This is a genomic window from Paraburkholderia sp. (assembly GCF_028283785.1).
GTDB lineage: Bacteria > Pseudomonadota > Gammaproteobacteria > Burkholderiales > Burkholderiaceae > Paraburkholderia.
Genome location: NZ_JAPWKB010000017.1, coordinates 64,269 through 89,179 on the forward strand (window position 1 = coordinate 64,269; position 24,911 = coordinate 89,179).

At 60.2% G+C, this 24,911-nt stretch carries 21 protein-coding genes; 12 read left to right on the plus strand and 9 right to left on the minus strand.

Annotated features, from left to right (window positions below; genetic code table 11):
- Window positions 1-234: 234 nt before the first annotated feature.
- On the plus strand, window positions 235-2,727 hold the full coding sequence (locus tag PW947_RS19065) for an FAD-dependent oxidoreductase (protein WP_299633916.1): 2,493 nt from the start codon (window positions 235-237) through the stop codon (window positions 2,725-2,727).
- Here PW947_RS19065 and PW947_RS19070 read toward each other — a convergent pair.
- Window positions 2,717-3,265: a cytochrome b gene (locus tag PW947_RS19070; RefSeq protein WP_299633917.1), complete on the minus strand. Its 549-nt coding sequence runs from the start codon at window positions 3,263-3,265 to the stop codon at window positions 2,717-2,719. The two genes, PW947_RS19065 and PW947_RS19070, sit on opposite strands and share 11 nt — an antisense overlap.
- Window positions 3,262-4,401 carry a catalase family peroxidase gene (locus PW947_RS19075; RefSeq protein WP_299633918.1) on the minus strand — a complete coding sequence of 380 codons (1,140 nt, stop codon included), beginning with the start codon at window positions 4,399-4,401 and terminating at the stop codon, window positions 3,262-3,264. The genes PW947_RS19070 and PW947_RS19075 overlap by 4 nt, the downstream gene beginning before the upstream one ends.
- A gap of 263 nt (window positions 4,402-4,664) precedes the next feature.
- Here PW947_RS19075 and PW947_RS19080 point away from each other — a divergent pair, with 263 nt between their 5' ends.
- The 3 genes from PW947_RS19080 (at window position 4,665) to PW947_RS19090 (ending at window position 7,202) form a co-directional block, all read left to right on the plus strand.
- Window positions 4,665-5,543 (plus strand): transcriptional regulator, encoded by an 879-nt coding sequence (locus PW947_RS19080; protein ID WP_299633919.1) that lies wholly within the window; start codon window positions 4,665-4,667, stop codon window positions 5,541-5,543.
- 154 nt (window positions 5,544-5,697) lie between these two features.
- Window positions 5,698-6,216, plus strand: a complete 519-nt coding sequence (locus PW947_RS19085; RefSeq protein WP_299633920.1) for an RNA polymerase sigma factor — start codon at window positions 5,698-5,700, stop codon at window positions 6,214-6,216.
- Window positions 6,213-7,202: an anti-sigma factor gene (locus PW947_RS19090; protein ID WP_299633921.1), complete on the plus strand. Its 990-nt coding sequence runs from the start codon at window positions 6,213-6,215 to the stop codon at window positions 7,200-7,202. The genes PW947_RS19085 and PW947_RS19090 overlap by 4 nt, the downstream gene beginning before the upstream one ends.
- A 119-nt stretch (window positions 7,203-7,321) precedes the next feature.
- Here the strand turns inward: PW947_RS19090 and PW947_RS19095 are convergent, their stop codons facing one another.
- Entirely contained in the window at window positions 7,322-7,873 is a 552-nt protein-coding gene (locus tag PW947_RS19095; protein WP_299633922.1) for a hypothetical protein, read from the minus strand.
- 423 nt (window positions 7,874-8,296) lie between these two features.
- Between PW947_RS19095 and PW947_RS19100 the strand changes: the two genes are divergently transcribed.
- From PW947_RS19100 to PW947_RS19115, 4 genes are all read left to right on the plus strand, one after another.
- Window positions 8,297-9,409 carry a hypothetical protein gene (locus PW947_RS19100; protein ID WP_299633923.1) on the plus strand — a complete coding sequence of 371 codons (1,113 nt, stop codon included), beginning with the start codon at window positions 8,297-8,299 and terminating at the stop codon, window positions 9,407-9,409.
- 785 nt (window positions 9,410-10,194) lie between these two features.
- Window positions 10,195-11,286, plus strand: coding sequence for a DNA cytosine methyltransferase (locus PW947_RS19105; protein WP_299633924.1), 1,092 nt, complete (start codon window positions 10,195-10,197; stop codon window positions 11,284-11,286).
- Window positions 11,279-13,336 (plus strand): ATP-binding protein, encoded by a 2,058-nt coding sequence (locus PW947_RS19110; RefSeq protein ID WP_299633925.1) that lies wholly within the window; start codon window positions 11,279-11,281, stop codon window positions 13,334-13,336. Before PW947_RS19105 ends, PW947_RS19110 begins: the two co-directional genes overlap by 8 nt.
- Complete coding sequence (locus tag PW947_RS19115) at window positions 13,333-14,586, plus strand: hypothetical protein (RefSeq protein ID WP_299633926.1); 1,254 nt, start codon at window positions 13,333-13,335, stop codon at window positions 14,584-14,586. The genes PW947_RS19110 and PW947_RS19115 overlap by 4 nt, the downstream gene beginning before the upstream one ends.
- 249 nt (window positions 14,587-14,835) lie before the next feature.
- On the opposite strand, the gene PW947_RS19120 is transcribed toward PW947_RS19115, so the two are convergent.
- The gene (locus PW947_RS19120) at window positions 14,836-15,393 is read right to left on the minus strand and encodes a hypothetical protein (RefSeq protein WP_299633927.1); all 558 of its coding nucleotides are present in this window, start codon (window positions 15,391-15,393) and stop codon (window positions 14,836-14,838) included.
- 596 nt (window positions 15,394-15,989) lie between these two features.
- Here PW947_RS19120 and PW947_RS19125 point away from each other — a divergent pair.
- Entirely contained in the window at window positions 15,990-16,520 is a 531-nt protein-coding gene (locus PW947_RS19125) for a hypothetical protein (protein ID WP_299633928.1), read from the plus strand.
- A gap of 911 nt (window positions 16,521-17,431) precedes the next feature.
- Here PW947_RS19125 and ribA read toward each other — a convergent pair.
- A complete protein-coding gene (ribA, locus tag PW947_RS19130; protein WP_299633929.1) occupies window positions 17,432-18,079 on the minus strand; it encodes a GTP cyclohydrolase II in 648 nt (215 codons plus the stop codon).
- Between the two features lie 429 nt (window positions 18,080-18,508).
- Here ribA and PW947_RS19135 point away from each other — a divergent pair, with 429 nt between their 5' ends.
- Window positions 18,509-18,952 carry a CBS domain-containing protein gene (locus PW947_RS19135; protein WP_299633930.1) on the plus strand — a complete coding sequence of 148 codons (444 nt, stop codon included), beginning with the start codon at window positions 18,509-18,511 and terminating at the stop codon, window positions 18,950-18,952.
- 384 nt (window positions 18,953-19,336) lie between these two features.
- Here PW947_RS19135 and PW947_RS19140 read toward each other — a convergent pair whose 3' ends face one another.
- A complete protein-coding gene (locus tag PW947_RS19140) occupies window positions 19,337-19,681 on the minus strand; it encodes a DUF4148 domain-containing protein (protein ID WP_299633931.1) in 345 nt (114 codons plus the stop codon).
- A gap of 259 nt (window positions 19,682-19,940) precedes the next feature.
- The gene (locus PW947_RS19145; protein ID WP_299634071.1) at window positions 19,941-20,594 is read right to left on the minus strand and encodes a DNA-3-methyladenine glycosylase; all 654 of its coding nucleotides are present in this window, start codon (window positions 20,592-20,594) and stop codon (window positions 19,941-19,943) included.
- A 346-nt stretch (window positions 20,595-20,940) separates the two neighbouring features.
- On the opposite strand from PW947_RS19145, the gene PW947_RS19150 reads away from it, so the two are divergent.
- Entirely contained in the window at window positions 20,941-21,291 is a 351-nt protein-coding gene (locus PW947_RS19150; protein ID WP_299633932.1) for a BON domain-containing protein, read from the plus strand.
- Window positions 21,292-21,442: 151 nt separating this feature from the next.
- On the opposite strand, the gene PW947_RS19155 is transcribed toward PW947_RS19150, so the two are convergent.
- The gene (locus PW947_RS19155) at window positions 21,443-22,612 is read right to left on the minus strand and encodes an acyl-CoA dehydrogenase family protein (protein WP_299633933.1); all 1,170 of its coding nucleotides are present in this window, start codon (window positions 22,610-22,612) and stop codon (window positions 21,443-21,445) included.
- A gap of 161 nt (window positions 22,613-22,773) precedes the next feature.
- On the opposite strand from PW947_RS19155, the gene PW947_RS19160 reads away from it, so the two are divergent.
- A complete protein-coding gene (locus PW947_RS19160; protein WP_299633934.1) occupies window positions 22,774-23,856 on the plus strand; it encodes an ionic transporter y4hA in 1,083 nt (360 codons plus the stop codon).
- A 10-nt stretch (window positions 23,857-23,866) separates the two neighbouring features.
- Here the strand turns inward: PW947_RS19160 and PW947_RS19165 are convergent, their stop codons facing one another.
- Window positions 23,867-24,742 carry a LysR substrate-binding domain-containing protein gene (locus PW947_RS19165; protein WP_299633935.1) on the minus strand — a complete coding sequence of 292 codons (876 nt, stop codon included), beginning with the start codon at window positions 24,740-24,742 and terminating at the stop codon, window positions 23,867-23,869.
- Window positions 24,743-24,911 lie beyond the last annotated feature (169 nt).

Here is a 24,911-nt window from a genome sequence, read left to right on the forward strand (position 1 = left end):
ATACGCAATGAAAACACATGTTCCCCCACCAAAACCACACGATACACACAAAATCCACACATTTCGACATGATCCGGCCCATCAAGCGACCAAAACTCGGCGCATTGGTGGACCGGAAAGCGTGAAATTTTCATGACAGGCTTGCCTCGGCGACTCTGACGAGGCATTCTGACCGCCTGAGTCAAATCCACACATTCCCACTCAAAGCCACACAATTCCTCACACCCTAACATCATGTCTACCTCTTCCCCGGTTCCTCGCCATGCCCGAGTCGTGATCGTCGGCGGCGGCATCATTGGCTGCTCGGTCGCGTATCACCTGACCCAACTCGGCTGGACCGATGTCGTGCTGCTCGAACAAGGCCAGTTGTCGTGCGGCACGACGTGGCATGCGGCGGGCCTCGTCGGACAGTTGCGCGCGCAGGAAAGCATGACGAAGCTGATCCGCTATTCCACGGCGCTGTACGCATCGCTGGAAGCAGAAACGGGGCTGGCCACCGGCTGGAAGCAATGCGGATCGCTGTCGGTGGCGCGGACGGCGGAACGGATGACGCAACTCAAGCGCACCGCAGCCGTCGCACGGGCGTACGGGGTGCAGTGCGACGTGATCGGCGCACGGGAGGCCGGCGAATTGTGGCCGCCGATGCGCACCGACGATCTGCTCGGCGCGGTCTGGCTGCCCGGCGACGGCAAGGCCAACCCGACCGACCTGACGCAGGCGCTGGCACGCGGCGCGCGCAGTCGCGGCGCGCGGATCGTCGAAAACACCCGCATCACCGCGATCCACACGCGCGACACGCCCGCCGGCCCGAGCGCGAGCGGCGTCGCGTGGCGCAACAAGCACGGCGAAGAAGGCACGATCGACGCCGAGATCGTCGTCAATTGCGCGGGCCAGTGGGCGAAAGCGCTTGGGCGGATGGCCGGCGTGACCGTGCCGCTGCATTCGGCGGAGCACTACTACATCGTCACCGAGCGCATCGCGGGGGTGCATCCGGATCTGCCGGTGATGCGCGACCCCGACGGCTTCATCTATTTCAAGGAAGAAGTGGGCGGCCTCGTGATGGGCGGCTTCGAGCCGGATGCGAAGCCGTGGGGCATGAACGGCATTCCCGACAACTTCGAATTCCAGTTGCTGCCCGACGATTGGGACCAGTTCGAAATCCTGATGGAAAACGCGCTGCAACGCGTGCCCGCGCTCGAAACCGCGCAGGTCCGGCAGTTCTACAACGGACCGGAGTCGTTCACGCCGGACAACAACTTCATCCTCGGCGAAGCGCCGGAACTGCGCAATTTCTTCGTCGGCGCGGGCTTCAATTCGATGGGCATTGCGTCGGCGGGCGGCGCGGGCATGGCGCTCGCGGAATGGATCGTCGCCGGCGCACCGACGATCGACTTGTGGCCGGTCGATATTCGCCGCTTTGCCCGTTTCAACGGCAACGACAACTGGCTGCACGACCGCGTGAAGGAAACGCTCGGGCTGCATTACGCGATGCCGTGGCCGAATCGCGAACTCGACAGCGCGCGGCCGCTGCGCCGCTCGCCGCTGTATCCGTTGCTGCGTGACGCGGGCGCGTGTTTCGGCAGCAAGATGGGCTGGGAGCGGGCGAACGTGTTCGCGCCGTCGCGCGATGCCGCGCGCATCGAGTACGGCTTCGGTCAGCAGAACTGGTTGCCGTGGAGCGCCGCCGAACATCGCGCGTGCCGCGAAAGCGTCGCGCTGTTCGATATGACATCGTTCTCGAAATTCCTGCTCAAAGGCCGCGATGCCGAACGGGTGTTGCAGGCAATCGTCGCGAACAATGTCGCCGTGCCGCCCGGCACGACCGTCTACACGGGCATGCTGAACGAGCGCGGCGGCTACGAATCGGACTTCACGGTCACCCGTCTCTCGCACGACCAGTACCTGATCGTGACCGGCTCCGCGCAAACCACGCGCGATTTCGACGCGATCGAACGGCTGATTCCGCACGATCGCCACTGCATCCTCACCGACGTCACCGGTCAATATGCGGTGCTGGCCGTGATGGGCCCGCAGGCGCGCGCGCTGCTGCAAAGCGTGTCGAAAGCCGACTGGCGCCCCGCCGCGTTTGGCTTCGGTCAGAGCCGCGAAGTGGATATCGGCTACGCGACCGTGCGCGCGACGCGTTTGACCTATGTGGGCGAACTGGGTTGGGAACTGTATGTGCCGGTCGAATTCGCGGTGGGTGTCTACGAGACGCTACGCGCGGCCGGCGACGCGTTCGGCCTCGTCGATGCAGGCTACTACGCGCTCGAATCGCTGCGCATCGAAAAAGGCTACCGCGCGTGGAGCCGCGAGTTGACGCCGGACACGAATCCGTTCGAGGCGGGATTGTCGTTCGCGTGCAAGCTCGACACGGACATCCCGTTTCGCGGCCGCGATGCGCTGCTCGCGTTGCGCGATCAGCCGTTGCGCCGCCGTCTCGTCACGCTGACCGTCGATGGCGCGACCGACCGCATGCTATGGGGCGGCGAAGCGATCTTGCGCGACGGCGTGCCGGTCGGGTTCGTCAGCTCGGCGGCGTTCGGCCATACGCTGGGCTGTCCGGTCGCGCTGGGTTACGTGAACGGCAGCCACCCGCAGGCAGTCGTCGATACCGCTTATCTGAACGGAGGTTCGTATGCGATCGATCTGGCCGGCGAACGGCTGCCGGCCACGCTGCATCTGAAAGCCGCCTACGACCCGTCGTCCGCACGCATCAGAAGTTAGTGCTGCCGCCGCGCGCCATGCTCGAAAACACGCCGTCGCGGCGGATCAGCCCGTGCATCAACGCAGCGGCCAGATGCAACAGCACGGTTGCGAACAACGCCAGCGCGAGCCACGTGTGAAGCGTGCGCAGCAACGTGTATAGCTTCACGTCGTGCGGCACGATAGGCGGCAGATGGACCGGACCGAACAACGTCACCGGATACCCCGCCGCCGACAACATCCCCCAGCCGATCAACGGCATCGCCAGCATCAGCGCATACAACACCAGATGCGACAGCCTGGCCGCGATCTTTTGTAGCGCGGGCAACTCGCGCGGCAAAGGCGGACTGCCGCGCCGCAAGCGCACGGCGATCCGCACGATCACCAGCAACAGGATTGCGATGCCGAGCGGCCGGTGCAGCGCGATCAGCGTGTCGTGCGCACGCGAAACGGTCGCGACCATCCCGATGCCGATAAACAGCATGGCGAGAATCGCGAGCGCCATCGTCCAGTGCAACAGGCGTTGCACGGGGCTGAAATGCGTCTGAACGGGCGTCATGAGCGGGCTCCGGTTTGCGGCGAGGTCTGTTGCGATTGCGGGCCGGGCGGTGTTTGCGGCGCGGCCGGCTTCGGTCGATGCAGGTCCGGGTCGAGCGCCTCTTCGCGGGTGCGCCGGTTGAACGACACCGCGTAAGCGGCCGAGCGCGCCGCCAGCAGCGGATCGTTCGACGGCCGGATGCCGTCGGGCAGGATCGTCGGATCGTAGTTGACGTCGCGGCACGCGCCGTCTTCCTGCGACGAAGCATGCTCGATCACCAGCGTGCCCGCATCGATCTGCTGGCGCTCGGCGGGCCATTGCAGCGTCGCGTCGTCGGTCGGATCGGTCGGCGCGGCGACCGTCACCAGCAGATGCCATTTCACCGGACCGGCTTGCAGCCGTTGCGCCAGATCGGCCGACAGAAAGTCCACCGTGCCTTTTTGCGCGTCGTTCATCGGCGCATACGGCGTGTCGGGCTGCACCGCCCAGCGCACCGCGTGGCTGTTGCCGGACGCGTCGATGAAGTTGAACGCGTTGATGCTGTAGTACGCGCTGTTGTCGAACCCGGACGACGGCGGATGCGCCTTCAGCCACGCGAGAAACGGCCGCGCCTCCGGATTGGCCGCGACGAACGCCTTCATTTTCGCGGGATCGGGTTTGCCGGTGGCCGGATCGGGTTTCGACGCCACCAGTTGCTGATAGAACTGCTGCGGCGTGTGGACGATGAACAGCGGCGTGTTGTTCATGCCGGTTCGCCATTGCTGGCCGTCGGCCTGCGTGAACTGCAACGCGAAACTGCGTACCGGCACGCTGCCGTCGGGCGCGACCGGATTTCCGCCGGGAATCGCAAAACGCCCCAGCACCGGCGTGCGTCCCGGCGCGAACACGGCGGCTTTCGACAGCGACGCGGCGTTGCCGTTGCTGTCGAAATAGCCTTCCACGCACAAGCCTTTCGCATGGTTGCGGCGGTAGCCGGGATGAACGCCGCCGTTGGTTTCGAGCGTGTTGACGATGCGTTGCGTCGTCAGACGTTTCGGCGTCAACCAGCCGGCGGTGTACGCAAACCCGCCGGCCAGCACTACGACAACGGCGCCGATCGCCGCAAGCCGACACGGCACGCAGATGCGCGCGGTGGGCGGAGAAGGTGGCTTCGTCACAAAGACTCCCTTGAAGGATCGGGCCGCTCGGAAAGATCGGCCGGTAACGGGAGAACACAGTCAGCACGCCGTTATTCCGCCGGTCTCGCAAAATATTTCCGACCCGGCGGTCAGCCTATTCCTCCGATGTGTAACGACAGCGGGCGTTTTCGAAAACCGGGCGAACCGGAAAAGAGTGAAATAAGAGATGGAATAAATGGAAGGCCACCGTGTTCACCGTGCAAGACCCTCATTTCCTCGCGAGCCCCGCGAGTGCTCACACCGTGCCAAACGATCCTTCCACGCCCGATCTGCCGTCCGAAACCGACCTGAACGCCTATGCGGACGGGCTGCTGGCCGCGCCGCGCACCGCGCGTGTGCAACGCTATCTGCGAAGCCGGGCGGGCGAAGCGCGGCGCGTCGCGTTTTACGGTCAGCTGAATGCGCGGATGCGCGACGCGTTCCCCGCTGCTGACGAACCGGATGCGGATCCGGGGCCGGCAGATGCGGCCGGGCGCGGTTCGGGCGGTTCGTTCGCGTTGCCGGCGTGCCGCCCGGCGTGCGCCGCCGCCGACATCGCAGGTATGCGCCGTCGCAACGGTTCGCCGCGCGCGTGGCGCGGCGCGGTGCGGCCGCTGCTGACGCTGGCGATTGCGCTGGTGGTCGTGCTGATCGCCGCGAGCGGCTGGATCGCGGCGTCGCAAGTGTCGGCCGAGGCGCTGAACAACGCCGCGGTGACGGTGCTGACGCAATTGACCGGCGAGCACGAGCCGACGAACGGCACGACGACTGGCGCGACGGCAGCCGGTTTGCCGGTCGCGTCGGCGGTCCAGGCCGCGCCGTTGCCTGCGCTGTCGCCCGAACAGGCCGCCGCCGCGCCCGATCTTTCGTCCGTGAACATGCGGCTCGTGTCGCAGCGGACGCTGAAACTGGGCACGGTGTCGCGCGCCACCGAATACGTGTACCTGAACCGCGATTCACAACCGATCGTGCTGCTGACCGCGTTTTCGCTGACCACGACGGCGCAGCCGCAATGGATGGCGCGGCGGGTCGGCGATCTGCGTCTGCTGATCTGGACCACGCACGGCCGGCGCTATGTGCTGGCCGGGGCCGCACGCGCGCACGACCTGATGCGCGCCGCCGACGCAATGACGATGAAGTGAACGACATGATCGCTATCCCCTTCTACGCCCCACGCTTTCCCCGGCACGCGGCCGACGCCATCCGGATAGCCCGGCCTAAAATGCAGACAGGCGTGCCGAACGCCGGACGCCTCGTCCGTCCCGGCCCGGCGCGCACCTCTGGGCGGGCTTGAACATGGATATCCGTGACGAGTTTCAGGAACACGTTCCGCGGCTGCGGCGTTACGCGCGGGCGCTGATCAACAATCGCGAACTCGCCGACGATCTGGTGCAGGACACGCTGGAACGCGCGCTGAGTCGCACCGGCCTGTTTCAGGCCGGCACCGATCTGCGGGCATGGCTGTTTACGATCATGCACAACGTGTTCGCCAACCAGGTGCGAAAGGCGTCGGCGCGTGCGGTCCACGTTTCCGTCGACGACGAGAGCCTGCCCGAAAGCGAATTTGCCGTGCCGGCGAGTCAGACCCGTTCGCTGGAAATGCGCGATCTCGACTACGCGCTGCAACGGCTGCCCGTCGATCAGCGCCAGGTCGTGCTGCTGGTGGGTCTCGAAGAAATGAGTTACGCGGATGTCGCGCTCGCGCTCGACGTGCCGATCGGCACGGTGATGTCGCGGCTATCGCGCGGCCGGGAAAGGCTGCGCGCGTTGATGACCGGTCAGCAATCCGGCGCGAAACTGAAGGTGGTGCGATGAACGAACACACGATGCCCATTGGCGAAGACGAACTGCACGCGTATGTGGACGGCACGCTGTCCGACCAGCGACGCGCCGACGTCGACCATGCACTGACGACGCAACCGGAACTCGCCGCGCGCGTCAGCGATTACTTTGCGTTGAACAGCCTGTTTCACGAACGCTACGACCGCGTGCTGAACGAGCCGGTGCCGCAGCGCCTGAAGGCGGCCGTGGCGACGAGCGATGCGGAACACGAATCCGGTACGACGGACGATGTGTCGGCTGGGATGTCGGCTGGTGTGTCGTCTGCGTCGTCATCTGATGCGGACCCGGCGGCGTCCGGTGGCGTCGCGCAAAAGCGCTGGCGCTTCGCCGCGAACTGGTCGCAATTCGCGGGAATGGCCGCGATGCTGGTGCTCGGCGTCGGCCTCGGCGTGGGCGTCCAGCGCAGCGGCATGTTCGCGGACAGTGGCGCGGGCGGATCGGCTTCGGTTGCATCGGTTGCGTCGGTGGGCCAGGGCGGTGGCGAGGGTGCGGTGCGGGGCGTCAGCTGGGACGGCTCCGAAGGCTTTGCCCATGCCGCCGCGATCGCGCACGTGGTCTATATGCCCGATGTCACGCGCCCCGACGAACTCGATGCCGCGCACGAACAGGATTTCGTCAAATGGCTTGCCAACAAGCTCGGCACCGATGTTCATCCGCCGATGCTCACCCAAAGCGGCTTCGAACTGACCGGCGGCCGCCTGCTGCCCGGAGACGACGGTCCGGTCGCGCAGTTTATGTATCGCGGACCGAAGGGCGAGCGCTTGACGCTGTGTATTTCGCATCGCAAGGTCAACGCGAACACGACTGCGTTCAAGCTCTATCAGGACGGCCCGGTCAACGTGTTCTACTGGGTTGACGGCGATTACGGCTATGCGCTGTCAGGTGGCATTGAACGGAAGACGCTGCTGAACCTGTCGCATAGCGTCTATGCGCAATTGACCGGCGTGGGCGGCGCGTAAGCGAGCTTGCCGCACGTGCGTCAGCGCGCGTGCAACGCGCGGCAACGCGTGCGTGGTGCGCACCGACGCGTCCGCGCGCGGTGCGCGCTCGCCCTGCCGCTCGCTTTGCCGCTCGTTCGTCAGCGCAGGAATTCGACCAGCGTTTTATCCGAGAACTTCTGATAGATCGACTCGACCCGTGAATTACCCGGTTTGCCGATCAAGCCGCCCCGAGACGACGCGGAAACCTGAAAACGATTGACCGGCGGGAGATCGCGCGTGTGTGCGAGGCTCACGTTTGCGTCGATACGATCGTTGTCGGCCAGAAAGTCGAAGAATGTCGACGACGCGTTCGAGCGCACGTGAATCGCCGTGAGTTCGACATCGAGATACATTGGATTGGCGCTGTCTTGCGCGGCGAGCAGATTGCGCGCAGCCAATGCATGTTCGATCGTGTCCTGAAGCGCCTTCGCGCTGAACTTCGGGTTGTCCTTCAACGCGACCTGCGCGGCGTCGTTCAGCGTGATATTGACCTTCACCGGTGCGTTACCCAGATGGGTTGCCGACATATTGGGTGGCGCCATGCTGATACCGCTGAACCGCGAGGTATCGCGCGACACGCCATTCGCGCAGCCCGCGAAAAAAGACACGATAAATACAGAGATAAAAGCGTAGCGAATCAGCAATTGCATGGTATTGCCTGTTGAATTGAAGCGACTTCCCACCCACACGTCATTCACACTCGCCGCCCGCAAAACCAGGCAGCCAGCGCTTTATCAAACGCGATTCCAGACGTCACGCGCGTCACTGACACGGCGTTTCTTTTTTTTATTATTTCACCGCGCTACGCGACGCATTGTCATTTTTAGTCAAGAAAATCGACGCGTATGAATGAAACGAAACGGATGACAACACGCGCCAGAAAGAAGTGACATTCGACGTCAAAAACTTCTGACTCATGTGTAAGAAATAATCGAATCTGTAGGATATTCACGCAGGCCGCATTTATCACTTGGTGTGAAAAACGGCGCACTGCTAAGCTCGACCCCATATTGCCGATGCGGTCCGCCGCCCGGTTACCGGACTGTCGGACTATCGGAATTTTTACGCCGCCCATGCACACCACTTTCGACCCTCATCCGGACGCATTGCATAACGACCCGGCGAATCCGGCGCTGCTCGACGAAGCTGCCGTCGCCGCCTATGAAGCGCAACAATTCGACCAGTGCGACGCGCTGCTGCAAAGGCGTGAGGCCGTGTCGCCGCTCACGCCGCCGCTGTTGAACCTGAAGGGTTTGTGCGCACTGGCCACGCAACGCTTCGACACCGCGAGCCACGCATTCGAAGCGCTGTCGGCAACGGACACGTCGTTCGCCGTGCGCTACAACCTCGCCTATGCGAAAGCCATGCTCGGTCGTTTCGCGGAGACCATCGCGTTGCTCGACGAGCCGATCCTCGCCGCGATGCCTGCCGCATCGGAACTCAAAACGCGGGCGCTCTATCTGGGCGACCGCCCGGACGACGCCATCACGTTAGCGGCGCGCTACGCAGACGACCCACAGGTCGGCGAAGCGTTGCGCGGACTGCTCGCCATCGCGCTGTTCGACCGCGATGGCCAGGGTGACGCAGACCGCCCCACGGATCGTCAGGCCGCGCGTCACTACGCCGACCGCGCCGCACACTCCGCCGACGGCCTCACCGCCCGCGCATTGCTCTTGCTCACCGACGGTTTGCCGGATCAGGCTTACGTGACGTTCGGCGATGCGTTGGCGTTGAGTCCCGAGCATTCGCGCGCGAAACTCGGCATCGGCCTCGCATTGCTCGCGCTCGCGCATGGCGACGCCGCCGCGGCTCAACTCGACAACGCCGTCAAGGCATTCAACCATCGGGCCGACCTGCGGGTCGCATGCGGCTGGGCTCATCTGTTGGCCGGGGAACGCCGCAGTGCGCGCGCATGCTTTGCGCACGCGACGCAGCTCGATCACGAGTTAGCCGAAGCGTGGGGCGCGCTGGCCGTGTTCGATTGGCAGGACGGCAAACCGGAAAGCGCACGATCCGCAGCATCGCGGTCCTGGCAACTGAATCCCGATAACCCCGCGCTGTCGCTTTACGACAGCCTGCGACTGGCCGTGCCGTCTCCGGACGCGATGTTTTCTGAAACGTTCGATGCGCGGATTAAGAACGTCGCCGGACTGTGGGCGCGACATTGCGCACGGTTCCGCGAGTAATGCGCTTAGCCAGTGAGCGTCAGGTTGGCGGCTGAGGCTTGCGTGTGGGAGCGCGGAGAAAGCGAATGGATGCCGGCGAGACTGCGAGCATCGGCAGACGCGCGGCGAACCGCGCATCTGCGCTGGCTGATTACTCGTTTTCTTCGAAATAACGCCTATTTCCAAATAGATAAGCGACTAATCTAAAACCTACGCAAAAAGTTACGCCAAGAAACAACGTCTTTCGCTTTGCGGCAGCTTCCAGCGGCCAAGGGTAACTCCCTTGCCCAAGGAACAGCTTCGGAGCGGCTGGCTCGGCAATGCATTGCAATAATACCCCAATGAATTGCGGGTACGACGTGGACACGTGTTGCGAAAAAGTGTCTTTTACCTGACAGACTGGATTTTGGGACATTCGATGTTGCCAAGGTAAGTTATCGACACGCGGAAATCACAACGCGTGCGTAACTGATGGGCGTTCAGAGTATTCTCTCGTTGCAAATGCAACCAACGGAGTCATCTGCACTTGACGGGAAAATAGCATTCAAGAATTGCTCACCTAGGTCAAGCGAGCGCACTATCCTATGCATGACCAACATGCGTGACCGGAATATGCTTGCCGCGATCGCTGGGACGACGATAGGCCAAGCGCACGTCCTGTACGGTTCGGACCGCCAGATGGCGCAACGTCTCGATCTCTCAAAGCGTTCGACTCTCGCAGTCTCAACGAGCAAATCGTGCTAGGGGGGCGAATGCCACGTCAGGTAAAATCCTGCCAATTCCGCAACCCGCCACAAGAAGATTCAATGGACGATCAGCTCCAGAACCCTCGCTCGATTGGCCGCGACCACGACAACGGAGCCGTACATGCCGAGAGTGAATCGGTCGGCGCTCGCCCCCAGATATTGAGCTTCTTTTGCGGGGCTGGCGGCCTAGATCTTGGATTTACCAAGTCAGGCTACGATGTAATTTTTGCTGCCGACTATTTTCAGGCAGCGATAGACACGCACAACGCGAATTCAAATCAGCCTGTCGCGCAGACACTCGACTTGCTTTATGCAAAGGCCGCTCACATCACAGAGTTTCTCAAGGCGCGCTCTCCGTCGGCTTCTCCCGTCGGAATTATCGGTGGGCCACCGTGCCAAGGCTTCTCCCGAGCAAACACGCAACGATCGCAGGCAGACCCTCGCAATATGCTTGCGCGCCGGTACGCGGCGCTTATCGTGGATCTCGCCGAAATTTATCCTATTCAATTTTTCGTGTTTGAAAATGTTCCCGAATTGCTCGCGAAAAATAATCAACGCATTTTTACCAGCCTAAAAAGAAAACTAGCGAAGCACTTCAATGTTTCGGTCGCATTGATAAATGCCGCGGATTTTGGCGTTCCGCAGACCCGAGAGCGGGTTTTTCTCGTGGGTCTTCGAAAAGGAATGAGCGAAAAGGAATTTGCGTTTCCCTCGCCTTCGAGCTCCGTGCGCTCTACGGTCAGACACGCCATTGGCCATTTGCCACCTCCAATATTTTTCAATCGCTCGCTGACGCCGCGCGACATACCACATCATCCTAATCACTGGACGATGCGCCCACGTTCAAGCCGATTTAGCGCCGATCTTGTCAGCAGCGGGAGATCGCTTATCCGATTGGATTGGGACAAGCCAAGCCGCACTGTCGCATATGGTCACAGAGAGATACACGTGCACCCATCGGGCTTACGGCGCCTGAGCTTATATGAAGCTATGCTCTTACAAGGCTTTCCACCGGACTACATACTGAAGGGAAATCTTAGTGAGCAAGTGACGCAGATTTCGAATGCTGTGCCACCACCTGTTGCACACGCTATAGCAAATCAGCTTAAAAAGTACCTTCCCCGCCCAATCCAAAGGCGAGAACATGAATAGTACAAAGTCGGAAGACGAAAAAAACCTTCTTGCAAGCGTGCGCAGCGCACGTGGCACGGGAAGCGTCGTCGCTGCAACGCTCAAAACGGACGAGCGCGTTTTTGCGCGAATCACTGACGGCATCTACCGTGAGCCCGCGTCGGCACTGCGCGAGTTAATCGCAAACGCCTATGATGCAGATGCGACCGAAGTCCGAATTGATACCGATGCTCCGCGGTTTTCGCGAATCGTCGTGCGCGACAACGGCTATGGGCTAACCGAAGAAGCTCTCGTTCACGTTATCTGTCATATTGGGGGCAGCCTCAAAAGGACCGATAAAGGCAGCCAATTCCACGTCGCGAGCGATCAGGACACGTCGCGGAGCCCCAATGGCCGCAAGCTCATCGGAAAGCTTGGCATTGGGCTCTTTTCCGTTTCTCAGCTAACGCACCACCTCGTCATTGTTACGAAGGTCAAGGGGGAGGACGTAAGGCGCATCTGCGACATACTGCTAGTTCCTCAGAGTGACGTACCCCGACCTAAGTCAGAATCAGGCGAAGACGTCTATGTGACCGGCAAGGCCCAGATAAAGACAATTCCCGCCGACGATCTCGAGTCACACGGCACGGAGATTACACTGCTTGATATTCGAGGCTTTGTTCGAGAGAGTTTGCAGTCACAGTCACTTTGGGCCGCAATTTCACCTGAACTGAATGACGATACAGAAGAAGAATTCGACGATACGGACCGTAACATCGATGCAAGCACGGCATCCCCTTCGAAAGGGGAGACGGATGCACTCGACTTGGAAGAATTCTATGAAAAGCCACCGATCCCGTCCTTTCATATTGGTCGAGTAAGCAAGCGAGACAGCGAATTGCTGCTCGAACTCCCGTCCCTCCCTTGGCTAAACGACGACAGCCCATCCGAGAAATTTAAGAGACTAACGGCGGGTGTGCGCAACCTCGCTGGCGAAACCACAGAGCGCATCCGACTGAACGAGGTTCTCGACACTTACTTCCGCACGCTTTGGACGTTAAGTTTATCGGTTCCGTTGCCATATGTAGACAAAGCACCCTTTGACCTGCAAGGGCAGGACGGCATTCCGATCTTTGCTATCAGCAACAAGGGTGTTCGAGCAAGAGCTGATCGTGTTGAACTCGGTGCTAATGAGAGCATTTCATCGAAGTTTGGTTTGACGGGTGACGCCCCCAACAGCGCGACGCCCTTCTCGGTCATCGTCGACGAGATCGAATTGAAGCGCCCGATTCAATTCTCTGAATCTGGCGATGCTGCATCGGCAAAACTAACGGCAGCCCCGATAATGCCTAACGCTCTGATGTTTGTAGGGCGAATGAAGTCTGACCTTGCCTCAGTGTCAGTTGAGTACAGCGGTGGGCCGCTCGAATTCGAGGCGTACTTTTGCTGGCAACCAAAAATTGTGCCTGCCGATCACAATGGGATCATGGTGCGCATTAACGGCGCGAGCGGCATATTGTTCGACGATCACTTCCTAAAGTACCAGATATCGGAACTAACTCGACTTCGGCAACTGACGGCTGAGGTGTATGTAAAGCGCGGACTAGATGCGGCGCTAAACATCGATCGAGAGTCATTCAATATCGCTCACACCCATTATCAAGTGTTGAAGAAGTGGGTACATAACGCGCTAAGACAAGTGATGTCACGTCAAAAGGCCGTTACAGGTGCGGCGAATACTGTCAAGTTGGAGGGAGGCCTTAGCGCAGCTGTGAGCGAACTCTCGGCAATCGTTAAGCAAAATGAAGGTCCGGGAACTTCACGGGCAGAAGTGAGTTTCTCGGAATCCCCCCTACTACGAGCAACGCACAGCGGGTTAGTTTTCGATCGCACCACTGTTTTTAGCCCACGCAAAGCTAAACGACCAGTCACGAAATCTGACAAGCTTAAAGAGGAACTTCTCGAGCAACAAATAAAAGCAGTCGCTTCTCTGCTTCAAGACTACCATGTCTTCGACACCCTATCGGACGATGAGCGCGACGAATTGCTGAGGAAGATCGTGGCAATCTTCTCTGTAGATATCAAGAAATGATCGAACAAGATAATCCGTTCGGCGATGGCGATCCGAGCCTCGAACAAGATGTTGCGCCGACAACGACCGAACATACACCACTAGAGGTTCGTCGAGAATTTCTGCCTTGGCACAAACCACGAAAGCAATGGGTCAGAACATCTCAGTGGGCGGAAAGCATTGGACGTCTCGCTGACGAATTGCGCCTGAAGGACCTGCAAGAGCCCCTACGTTATCTCAGTCTCCCCGGTCCCGATCTCTTGGATGTGAGGTCAATTCGTCCTGTATGTGAAGGTCGAGAGATCCAACTTCAGTTTATTGGGCTAAATAGCGGCGACGACGACGGCGATGCGGCGCTCAATCGCGCACTGATCAACCAAGTGAGGGCAATGCCAGGAATTCATCAAGCGTCGGAGGTTGTGACAGACCGCTTTGAACACCTCGCCATAAAGCGTTCAATCGCGTCATCGCGCATCATAACGATGCAACGCTCGTTCGACGTAGTGAACATTGACTTATGCGGCTCGTTTGCTGAGAGCATGCCGAACGAAACCAATGCGACAATTCCATCCGCACTGTTTTCGTTGCTCCAGCATCAGGCTAACAATCGAAGCAAAGACTGGCTTCTCTTTCTAACGACACGATCAGATCGTAACGCCGTTAACGCAGAAACGATGGACCGTTTCATCGAGCGACTAAACTTAGCGATCGAGCAAGATCCAACCGTCAAGACGGAAATTTTAGATCACGGCCTAATCCAGCAAGAGGAGTTTGACGAAAATAGCATTCGAGCTGAGCGACTGTCGGCCGCGTCACACTCTAATGTATTTGCTCTCGGTATCGCACATTGGATCTTGACCGCGCTGACGCAGGAGCAGCCTGCTTGGCGGGCCGATATGTTGCCGCACTATGAGTACCACGTCACTATGCAAGACGCGAGTTGTGACATGCTTTCACTCGGATTCTATTGCAAGCGGGTTCCCTCGCCGCGGCAACCAGATGAATTTGGAATTGCACATGTTCCGGCGGCACAAGTTCAGCCGCTGGCTCAGATCGTCCAGACTTGTCAAGGCAAGATCCGTCGGCGCATAGCTGAACGCATCGACCTAGATCAGCAACTTCACATGAATATCGCGGAATACACAACGTCGCTTGATGATTCCGCACGACTTTTGGCGGGGGCGTACTATGACGAAACCGCGTACCGTGACTGGGCCGAAGGGGAGCGCATCAAAATGACGCGGTTCCTAGAGAAGACGGGGCTTACGTGATATTTGACCACCATCGCCTGACGGAACAAAGGTCGCGGGTTAATTTCAGGTTAAACAAGAGCCGGGATCGACTTCGCGATCGTCTGCTAGAAGACTCGGCCAATGGAACTCTTCTAGCGATCTCCAAATTTCTCTATGGAGTCGACACAGAACAGAGGGCTCAGCAGCATCGTTCCGATTTTCTGATCTGACAGGGGAAGCCCTTGGCGAAAGTGCAATCGGGCTCCGCAGTGCTTTGAAAGACGACGTTCAATCAGAACCGAGCGTTTTTGACGGCACCGAAAATATCGGTGCCTTAGGAGAATAAGAAAACGGTATTTCGCTAGGCACCGAAACAGTTCCTTGCGCCCCGCTGCCGGCATTGCCGTTTCTAGCGGTTCCGTTACCGCCTCCATTCGTTTCGCCAGCATCCTTCCCAGCAGCGCTTGTCTGCTGCGCGCCCTTGGCCGGGACCATTGCCTGCTTAAGCGTGATCGTCAGTTTACTTCCGCGGCTCGCGTCAACCGACTGCTCCATCCCCAACTGCGGGCCGAGCTGGAGGCCTTTCGAGAAATCGACTGACAGTTTTCCATCGCCCTTTTTGTCCGTCGTCAGATCAAGTTCGATATTAATGGTGTCGACATACAAGCCGAGTTTCATGTCATTCTGGTCGAGCTGCTTTTTGAAGCCGGCCAGCCCGTCACCAACGGAAGTCAATGCTTTCTCGACCGTAATGTCACTCGGTTGAACGGGACTAGGGGCGATTAATCCGCAACCGGCCAATGGGACCGTTAGCGTAACAGCACAAATGGCGAACACGTTCTTCATGGTTCATCTCCTTAGCGTGAGCCCTCTCAGCAGGCAGCGTAAATTGAAGGAGATTTCGTAAATTTCAAAAAGCCCGTTTTGAGTCGTACAGCGGTGTAACGCACGCTGATCCGAAACCAGAACGATTTCGAGGCGCTGGTTTGCCGGGGGGCAAACTGGATTGAGCGCTACAAATGAAAAAATACTGTCGCACGGTAACACTCAAGTCAATTCTTCTGACGACGAGCAGATGACAACGTAACGCCCACTAAAGTCGCACTTTGGAGGTGCATTTTCGATGTCGGTTCCGATCAACCCGTACGTTCGAAATTCGGCGGCTGCAAAAAATTGCCCGTTGCTCAAGCTCGGCGGCGCGTCGTCGAATCTAGCGTAAGTTCGTTTGTAGGTCATATGGCTAACGCCGAATGACTTTGCGAGGCCCTGAAAGCTAATCTCAATCCCTGCCTGATTGGCATATAGCCGCGCGAGCATGCAATCGATACACTGGGGTGGACCAACTGAAAGTTGACTGACCCGAGTTGGCAAGAGTGGCGCGACGCGAACCCTAGAGAGGTCGCGAAGCTGCACAACGCGCTACAGCAAAAGCAGAATGGGTGATGTCAACCCTCACGAAGGTCATCGAATATCGTTGGATCAAGCTCAACAATAAACGGTTGCGCGCTGCTCACTGTTCCAATTGCCACCCCACGCTCATAGGCAGGACGTCGAGCCAACACGGTATTCGAGATATTGCGGACGCAAATTTCGAGTTCGTCGGCGCGCAGTTGCGTTGTTCGGTCGAGCAAACCGCCCGAAAATCGGATGAAAATATTCGGACCACCTGGCGCGAAAGGATGTTCGATGAAGAAGTTCTTCGCATCACCTTCGACATGCTCCGGCCTGCGTGCGACAGCGTCTGCCTAGAAAATGCCGATGTTTTGGGCGATGTTCCAAAGTCGGCTTTCCGGTGGAATTTCGTTTCGCATTTGCGACCTCGTCACGTGTTGAGTTTCTTGAAACCAACGAAGGGTGCACCTGCGGTCACAAATCGGCCGAGCGCCGCATTCAACTCTGAAACCAATTCGAAAAGTCGCTCGGTGTTTGTGACTTCACCAGAGATAAGCAAGCGCATCTCAGCGTCGTGCTGATTGCGAAGGTCTTTAAGTGCTTTGTAGGAGTCTTGAAACTCAGCACGCTGTTCCGCCGAATGCATGTGGACCTTCGAAGTGATCGGCAAATAACGCTAACACGGCGAAGCAGGAGTTCCGAAGGGGCAAAGAAGACAGAAACGCGCGGCCACCGCGTCATATCGAATAAGCTAAATGTGCAGGTACGTAGTGAGTAAAGCAATATGAGAAAAATCAAGCCGATCTATCTGGACATGATCGCCGTCTCAGAAACGGTTGCCCTCTCCGAGGCAAGTGTTCAAAAATTAGTGCGAGAAAATCGTTTACCAAAGCCCCGCCTCGTGTCCGATCGTCTTCTTGCGATTTGGCTCTAGGCAGCCTTCGAGGTAGCCGCGGCAGCCCTGCCTGACCGTGTAGCTTTCATATCCCAAGCGGCCTCTCCCGATCCACTCTTTTGCCGCTTCTCCACAGCCGGGTCGCCTCCTGCATCGCGAGCCACACGATACCTCTGCAACTCGGCAATTCCAGCGGCAAAAGTCTTTGCCGGCCACTCTCCCAACTTGATCTGACGCATAAGGCCGTCAATCGGGGATTTGTAGCGATAGGTCGACGCTACGGCTTTCTGTTGCCTAAAGACGCAGTCCGGGAAACCGTCAAGCGTGAGATGGTCCCCTGTCTTCAGTTGGGTTAATGCACGGGCGCCGAATCACATAAATGCTCCGGCGTAAGTGTTTGATCCACGCCGGGGTTCTACGTAGTTTTCCGATCGAGACTTACGAAAAAGCTACGCCAACTGCTCAAGGATCGCAAGGTGCAAGCGAGTATCGCTGAGCTAAGTTCTGACAAGACCAATACCGCAATCGCACGCCAAGGGGAAATCTCGGCCGCATCAACCTTGCACAGCAAGGCTGACGGGAAAGGTGAAAAAAGTATTACTCGTTTTCTTCGAAGTAGTGGCCGAACTTTTCCTGCTTCGTGCGGATATACCGCTCGTTTTCTTCACGCATCGGAATGGCGAGTGCCACGCGTTCGCATACCGGAATACCGTGCTTCGTCAGCGTGTCGAACTTGTTCGGATTGTTGCTCATCAACCGAACCGATGTGACCTGCAACGTGCGCAGAATGCCCGCCGCCGAATCGTATTCGCGCGCGTCGTCGGGCAAACCGAGATCGAGATTCGCCTCGACCGTGTCGCGGCCCTGCTCTTGAAGCGCGTACGCGCGAATCTTGTTCGACAGGCCGATCCCGCGTCCTTCGTGACCGCGCAGATACAGCAACACGCCGCAGCCCTCGGCCGCGATATAGCGCAACGCGAGATCGAGCTGTTCGCCGCAATCGCAGCGATAGGAGCCGAGCACGTCGCCCGTCAAACATTCGGAATGCAAACGCGTCAGCACCGACGACTTGTTCGCGACATCGCCCATCACGAGCGCCAGATGTTCGGCGCCCGTCTCGCGAAGCCGGAACACATAAGACGTGAACGTGCCGTAACGGGTGGGAAGCGTGGCGGTCGCGTCGAGGACGACGCATTCGCCGTTGATTTCGCCGTCTGCTTGCGACGGTACGTGAGGCGTGGGCATGGCGTTAAGCAAAATGTCTGGCATGAACCCGTAGACGACCGGGGATAAAGTGTGGAACTGGAGTTTACCGCTAAACGCGCTCGCGCATCCCACGTATGCACCGGGCTGGGTCGTCATCGCATCTCGTCGGGACCGGCGGCCGCACACGTGCAGCGTGAATGTGCCGCGAATCCGACGGCACTTTGCATCCGGTCTACGCCGTTCCAGTGCACGCGGCAATCGCGTCGTCATATCGCGGAACCCAGGAAAAACGACATGCGCGGATCGCGCGTCGGCGCGGTATCGTCAGGATGTCGGGGCGTCGCACTGTAAGCGAATGTTCAGGAACGCACGCCGCGTCGACCCAGGCCGCCTATACTGGAAGAGCCTGTCCTTCACGACGACAGCACGTCTTCCGGCGTGCTGCAATGCGAAAAACGGAGCCGCTTCATGACCAGCGTTGCACAAGTTCTCAAATCGAAACCAGAAAACACCGTGTATACGATCGACGCGGCTGACTCGGTCTACAACGCGATCAAGCTGATGGCCGACAAGCAGATCGGGGCGCTGGTGGTCACGGAAGGCGAAAGCATCGCGGGGATCGTTACGGAACGCGACTACGCGCGCAAGGTGGTGCTGATGGAACGCTCGTCGAAGGCGACGCCGGTACGCGACATCATGAGCCGCGCGGTGCGCTTCGTGCGCCTCGAACAAACCACCGACGACTGCATGGCGCTGATGACCGAACGGCGCATGCGCCACCTGCCGGTTATCGATCAGGAACGGCTCGTCGGCATGGTATCGATCGGCGATCTGGTGAAGAACATCATCGCGGAACAGCAGTTCACGATCCAGCAACTCGAAACCTACATCAACGGCGGCGAACATACCTGACCTGCATTCGCAGACGGGCGATGCAATCGCAGCGTTTTCATCGTTGTAGCGGACTCGCGCATACGGTAGTCGCATGCGCGCCCATCTTCGATCCTCCGCAACCCCTCGCGCATCCAGTCGCAAAAAAAGCCCAAACCCGTCACGGGATTGGGCGAAGCTACCTTTCGGCAGCGGAGGTTCCAGATGTTCTGGCTCCGCGCGACCAACATTCAGCGTTCGGCGCTGACTGCGGCGCATCGGGCGCTCGCGGTCGCGCGGATTTTGAGGATCTTCGATTGATTCGTCACGCACACACTCGCGCGCGTGGAAGCGTTGGCCGACCCGCGTCGATGTTCGTCACGCGCGCGAGCCGCCAATCGGTGCAACGATAAATCTCAGACGGGTTTAGTTGCCGAAGTAAATCGAGCGTTGTTCCGGCGTTTGCGCATCCATTGCACGGCCCGACGACGACGAACCGCTCACCGCGCCACCGTAACCGCTGGTATCGGCAACGGGATTCACGTTTTGTGCGGTCTGGTCTTGAGCCTGAACGCGACTTTCGGCGGCCTGGATATCAGCCGGATAGGTCGGATCGCTGGCGGTGGCCGGGTTGTACCCTGCCTGCTCGATCTGGATCAGTTGACTACGCACTTCGGCGCGCGTCACGGGTTGTTGGCTCGACTGGGCGAAAGAAGCAACCGGAGCGGCGAGAACTGCGGCAATAGCGACGGCCTTGATCAGCGACTTCATGGTGACTACCTCCTAAAGTTTTTTTGCGTCGCTTCTCACCGTGTGTGGGAAGCGAGTGACTTCAGTCTAGGCAACGGTTGCTCAAGGGAAAACCCTTAATTGCAAGATACATAATTGCGAGATCAACAAGAATCAAAACGTAACAAGGGTCAATGCACCATTGGAGTGACCAATTCCGTAATAATTGTCGGGTTTGTCAGGTCGCTTCCGGTCGATCTGACTGCATTGACGACCGCGCGTCGAGTGCTCGCGAGCGGGCTCATTTCGCCAGCAAACGCTGAGGTCCGCTGATGTAGACACTGCCGCGCGCATAAAAGCGCAGCAAACGCTCTGTTTCCCGCGTGAGGCCGATCCGCGTCGTAACGCCGATCTCACCCGTTCGGTGATCCGCCGAAGCATCGGACGCGTCCGACGCGTCCGATGCACCCGGAACCGCGCGCTCGCCGAGCCACAGGCCCTCGCCCGTGCAGAGGTCCACGCTGTCGAAGGACAGGTCGATGCCGAGGGCCGCCGCCAGCCGTCCCGGTCCGCGCGTGAGATCGCGCAGGCTCGCGCCCGGCCGACGCGCCTTCATGCGTTCGAGCGCGTCGCCTTCGAACGGCTCGATTGCGCGGATCAACACGCCAGCGCCCGTACCCGCCGGTTCGCTCGACACATTCAGCACGAAGCACGCGCCATACGTCAGCCGCACATACGCGTGGCCAGGCGCGAGAAACAGCGCGCCGTTGTATTTGCGGCGTCCGTGAAACGCATGACTGGTCGAATCGCCGACGGGATACGCTTCCGTTTCGACGATCCGTCCGCCGGTGCGGCCTTCGGGCAGATCGTGAACGACGTAGCGGCCAATCAGGAAGCGCGCCATCTCGACCGTATCGACCGGCAATCGATCGCGCACGAGCGGCCGCAAAACCATCGGATCCCGAAGCGAATCCCGAACCACGCCCGTTACCGGATCAGCTGTCACCGTCACCTCCGTTTCGCGCAGACGCACCCGATCGATGATCGCGCGCAACCTGCGTTGTATCGATACCTCAATCCGTGTACACCATAGCGATCATCCTGACACCATTTGGAGTATCTTTAACCTCCGGCCAGCATCCAGCCCCGAACGCGCATGCGCTCAGGCCCGCCCGGCCGGCACGCAGCCGTACAGCACCGCGCAGTCCGTTCCATTCCGATCCAATCCCGAAGTACCGTTTGTGCAGTAAGCGCGGGCCCGATCGGGTCCGCCGGCCACCATGACATCAGGAGAAAGTTGAATGAAAGCAACCAAAGCAATCAAGCTCGTTAGCGGCGCACTGATCGTGCTGGCATCGTTGAACGCGTACGCGCAAAGCAGCGACGCAGCCGCCACCGCACCGGCGCCGACCAGCGCGAAGGCCACCAAGTCCGCCAATCGTGCGCTCGCGAAGAACGTCCGTCGCGCGCTGTCGAAGACGAAGGGCCTGTCGGTCAGCAATATCGTCGTGCGCGCACGCAGCGGTGCGGTGACGCTCGAAGGCTCGGTGCCGGAACAGGCGCAAGCCGATCTGGCAACGACGGCCGCGCAGGGCGTCTCCGGCGTGACGTCGGTGAAGAACGCACTGACGATCCGCGCAATCGGCCAATAAGCCGGCCGGTCATCACGACCGACGCCACCGGCGCCGGTCGAGCGCGCAAGAACGCATTGTTCTTGTTCGTCACGAAAAAAGCGCCGCCGTGCTTCCCGCACGGCGGCGCTTCTGTTTTTGTGCTCCCCGCCCGCAGCCGGGCGCCGATGGCTCAGCCTCCGGCGCTGCGCCGCAGTTCGCGCGCGATCACGATCTGCTGGATCTGCGTCGTGCCTTCGTAAATGCGAAACAGGCGCACGTCACGATAAAAACGCTCGATGCCGTATTCGCTCATATAGCCCGCGCCGCCAAAAATCTGCACGGCCCGGTCGGCGACCCGCCCGCACATTTCCGTCGCGAACATCTTCGCGCACGACGCTTCGCTGGTGACGCGCTCGCCGTTGTCGCGCTTCTTCGCGGCATCGACGATCATGCAGCGCGACGCGTAGATTTCGGCCTGGCTGTCGGCGAGCATGGCCTGAACCAACTGGAAGTCGATGATCGGCTTGTCGAACTGCTTGCGATCGATCGCATAGCGCAACGCGTCGGCAAGCATGCGTTCCGCCGCGCCGGTCGCCACGGCCGCGATATGCAGACGACCCTTATCGAGCACTTTCATCGCCGTCTTGAAACCGACGCCCTCTTTCTCGCCGATCAGATTCTCGACCGGCACCCGGCAGTTTTCGAAGATCACGTCGCAGGTATGCGCGCCCTTCTGACCCATCTTGCGATCGATCTTGCCCAGCGACAGCCCCGCCGTGCCGGCTTCGACGACGAAAGCCGAGATCGCGTCCGCGCCCTTCGTGTCCGCGCCGCTCGCATCGCGGCCGGTGCGCGCCATCACCGTGAACAGACCGGCTTCGGGCGCATTGGTGATGAAGCGCTTGGTGCCGTTGAGCACGTAGTGGTCGCCGTCGCGGACCGCGCGAGTTTTCAGCGACGCCGCGTCCGATCCCGCTTCCGGCTCGGTCAGGCAGAACGAGCCGATCAACTCGCCGGACGCGAGCCGCGGCAGATATTTCTCCTTCTGCGCGGCCGTGCCATCGACCACCAGACCGGTCGAGCCGATGCCGTTATTGCTGCCGATCGCCGAGCGGAATGCCGGCGACGTCTTGCCGAGTTCGAACGCGGCGAGCACTTCTTCTTCCATCGTCAGGCCGAGGCCGCCATACTCTTCCGGCAAACACAGACCGAACAGCCCGAGGTCTTTCATTTCCTGAAGCAGCCCGGCTGGAATCTGATCTGTCTCCGCGACGATTTCTTCGTTCGGCACGAGTCGTTCGCGAACGAAGCGGCTGATGCTGTCGAGCAGCAGATTGAGCGTTTCCTGACTACGAATCACGGTGTCTCCTTGCAGACCGGCGCGGTGCTGCCTGTGAGTTTAGAAAGAATATCGTTATATTTTAGGGTATTAGCGCAGATTCCTGATCCAGTTTCGCAAGTGTGCCGCGCGGCCCGCGCCGGCAACGCCGTCTGATAACCACACCATAGGACACTCACCGCATGTCGACTTCTTCGATTGTGTTGCCCCGCTGGACCCTGTGGGTGCCGATCGCCGCGTGGCTGATCTTCGGCGCGGCGGTCGTCGTGCCCGGCCAGCCCGTGCTGATCGCGCTGGTCGGCGCAGCGCTCGCGGGCGCGGTGTTCGCGGGCGTGCATCACGCGGAAGTGGTCGCGCATAAGGTCGGCGAGCCGTTCGGCACGTTGGTGCTCGCGATTGCGGTAACGGTGATCGAAGTCGCGCTGATCGTCTCGGTGATGCTGACGGCCGGTCCGGAAAAAGCCGGTCTCGCACGCGACACGGTGTTCGCCGCGGTGATGCTGGTCAGCAACGGGATCGTCGGGATCTGTCTGCTGGTGGGCGGCATCCGGCATCGCGAGCAGGATTTCCGGATTCAGGGCGCCAGTGCCTCGCTGGCCGTGCTGGCGTCGTTGTCGGTGCTGACGCTGGTGATGCCCAATTACACGACGACGCATGCCGGGCCGGTGCTGTCGCCGGCACAACTGGCGTTCGCGGGCGTGTCGTCGCTGGTGTTGTACGGCGTATTCGTGTTCGTGCAGACCGTGCGTCACCGCGACTATTTTCTCGCGGACGCGCCCGGTGAGGACGCGCATGCCGCGCCGCCCAGCAATGGCGTGACGCTCACGAGCGCGATTATGTTGCTGGTGTGCCTGGTCGCCGTGGTGCTGCTGGCCAAGCTGCTGTCGCCGGTGGTCGAGGCCGCGGTTCGCGATGCGGGCGCGCCGCCGGCCGTCGTCGGCATTGTGATCGCGGCGCTGGTGCTGCTGCCCGAAGCGCTCGCGGCCGTGCGCGCGGCGCGCGCCGATCGGCTGCAAACCAGTCTCAACCTGGCGCTCGGCTCGGCGCTCGCCAGCATCGGTTTGACGATTCCGACGGTGGCGGGCGTGTTTCTGGTGACGAAGCAGCCGCTGATTCTCGGCATCGACGGCAAGGAAACGGTGTTGCTGTTTCTGACGCTGGTAGTCGGCACGCTGACGCTCGGCACCGGACGCACCACCATTCTTCAAGGCGCGGTGCATCTGTCGTTGCTGGCGGCGTATCTGTTCTTGTCGTTCGCGCCTTGAGGCGCGCCGCTCAGTGCGCCATCCGTTCGGCGAGCCAGTCGCGGAACAGATTCACCTTCTGAAGATGCGACACGCATTCGGGATACACGAAGTAATAACGCGCGCCGGTCGTCAACACGGTGTCGAACGGGCGGACCAGACGACGCGCGGCGACATCGTCGTCGATCAGCGCGAGATCGCTGATCGCGACGCCGAAGCCTTGCAGCGCCGCGTTGGTCGCGAGATCGAGCGTATCGAAGCTCGGCCCGTTCGCGGCATCGACATCGCGCGCGTCAACGTGATCGAGCCACATCCGCCAGTCGCGATGATCGCGGGTCGGATGCAGCAACGTGTGCCGCGCCAGATCCTCGACCCGCGCGAGCGGCTTTTCCTTTAGCAGATCGGGCGCGCATACCGGCGTCAGGCGCTCCTCGAACAGCGGCACCGCCTGCACGTCCGCCCCCGGGGACGTCCCGTAGACGATCGCGGCGTCGAACGGCTCGACCTGGAAATCGACGTCGTGCTGCCAAGTCGTGGTGATCTGGACATGCAAATCCGGAAATTCCGCCTGGAACTGCATGATCTTCGGCAGCATCCAGCTCATCACGCAGGTCGGCACCTTCAGCGCGAGGTCCGTGCGCTGACGCGTCAGACGCAACGAAATCTCTTCGATCCGCGCGAAACTCTCCTTCACGGCAGGCAACAGCAATTCGCCTTCGGCGGTCAGCGTCAGTCCCTTCGCGTGACGTTTGAACAGCGGAAACTTGTAGTAGTCCTCGAGCGCGATGATCTGCCGGCTGACCGCGCCCTGGGTCAGACACAGATGATCGGCGGCGCGCGTGAAGCTGCGATGCCGCGCGACGGTCTCGAAAATCTGCAACGCGTTCAGGGGCGGAAGTCGGCGCATCGGATCTGTGCGGCGTTGAGCGCAAAAAATCAGCGCGAAAATGGGCGTGAGCGAGTCCGGACCCGGTTGGGTCGAACGCATGGACGACATGCGCGGCCCGCACCGGAGTAACCGTCTTCAGGCATCAGGAAAATGCATCCGGCCGGCTGACGATAAACGGTCGCACCGG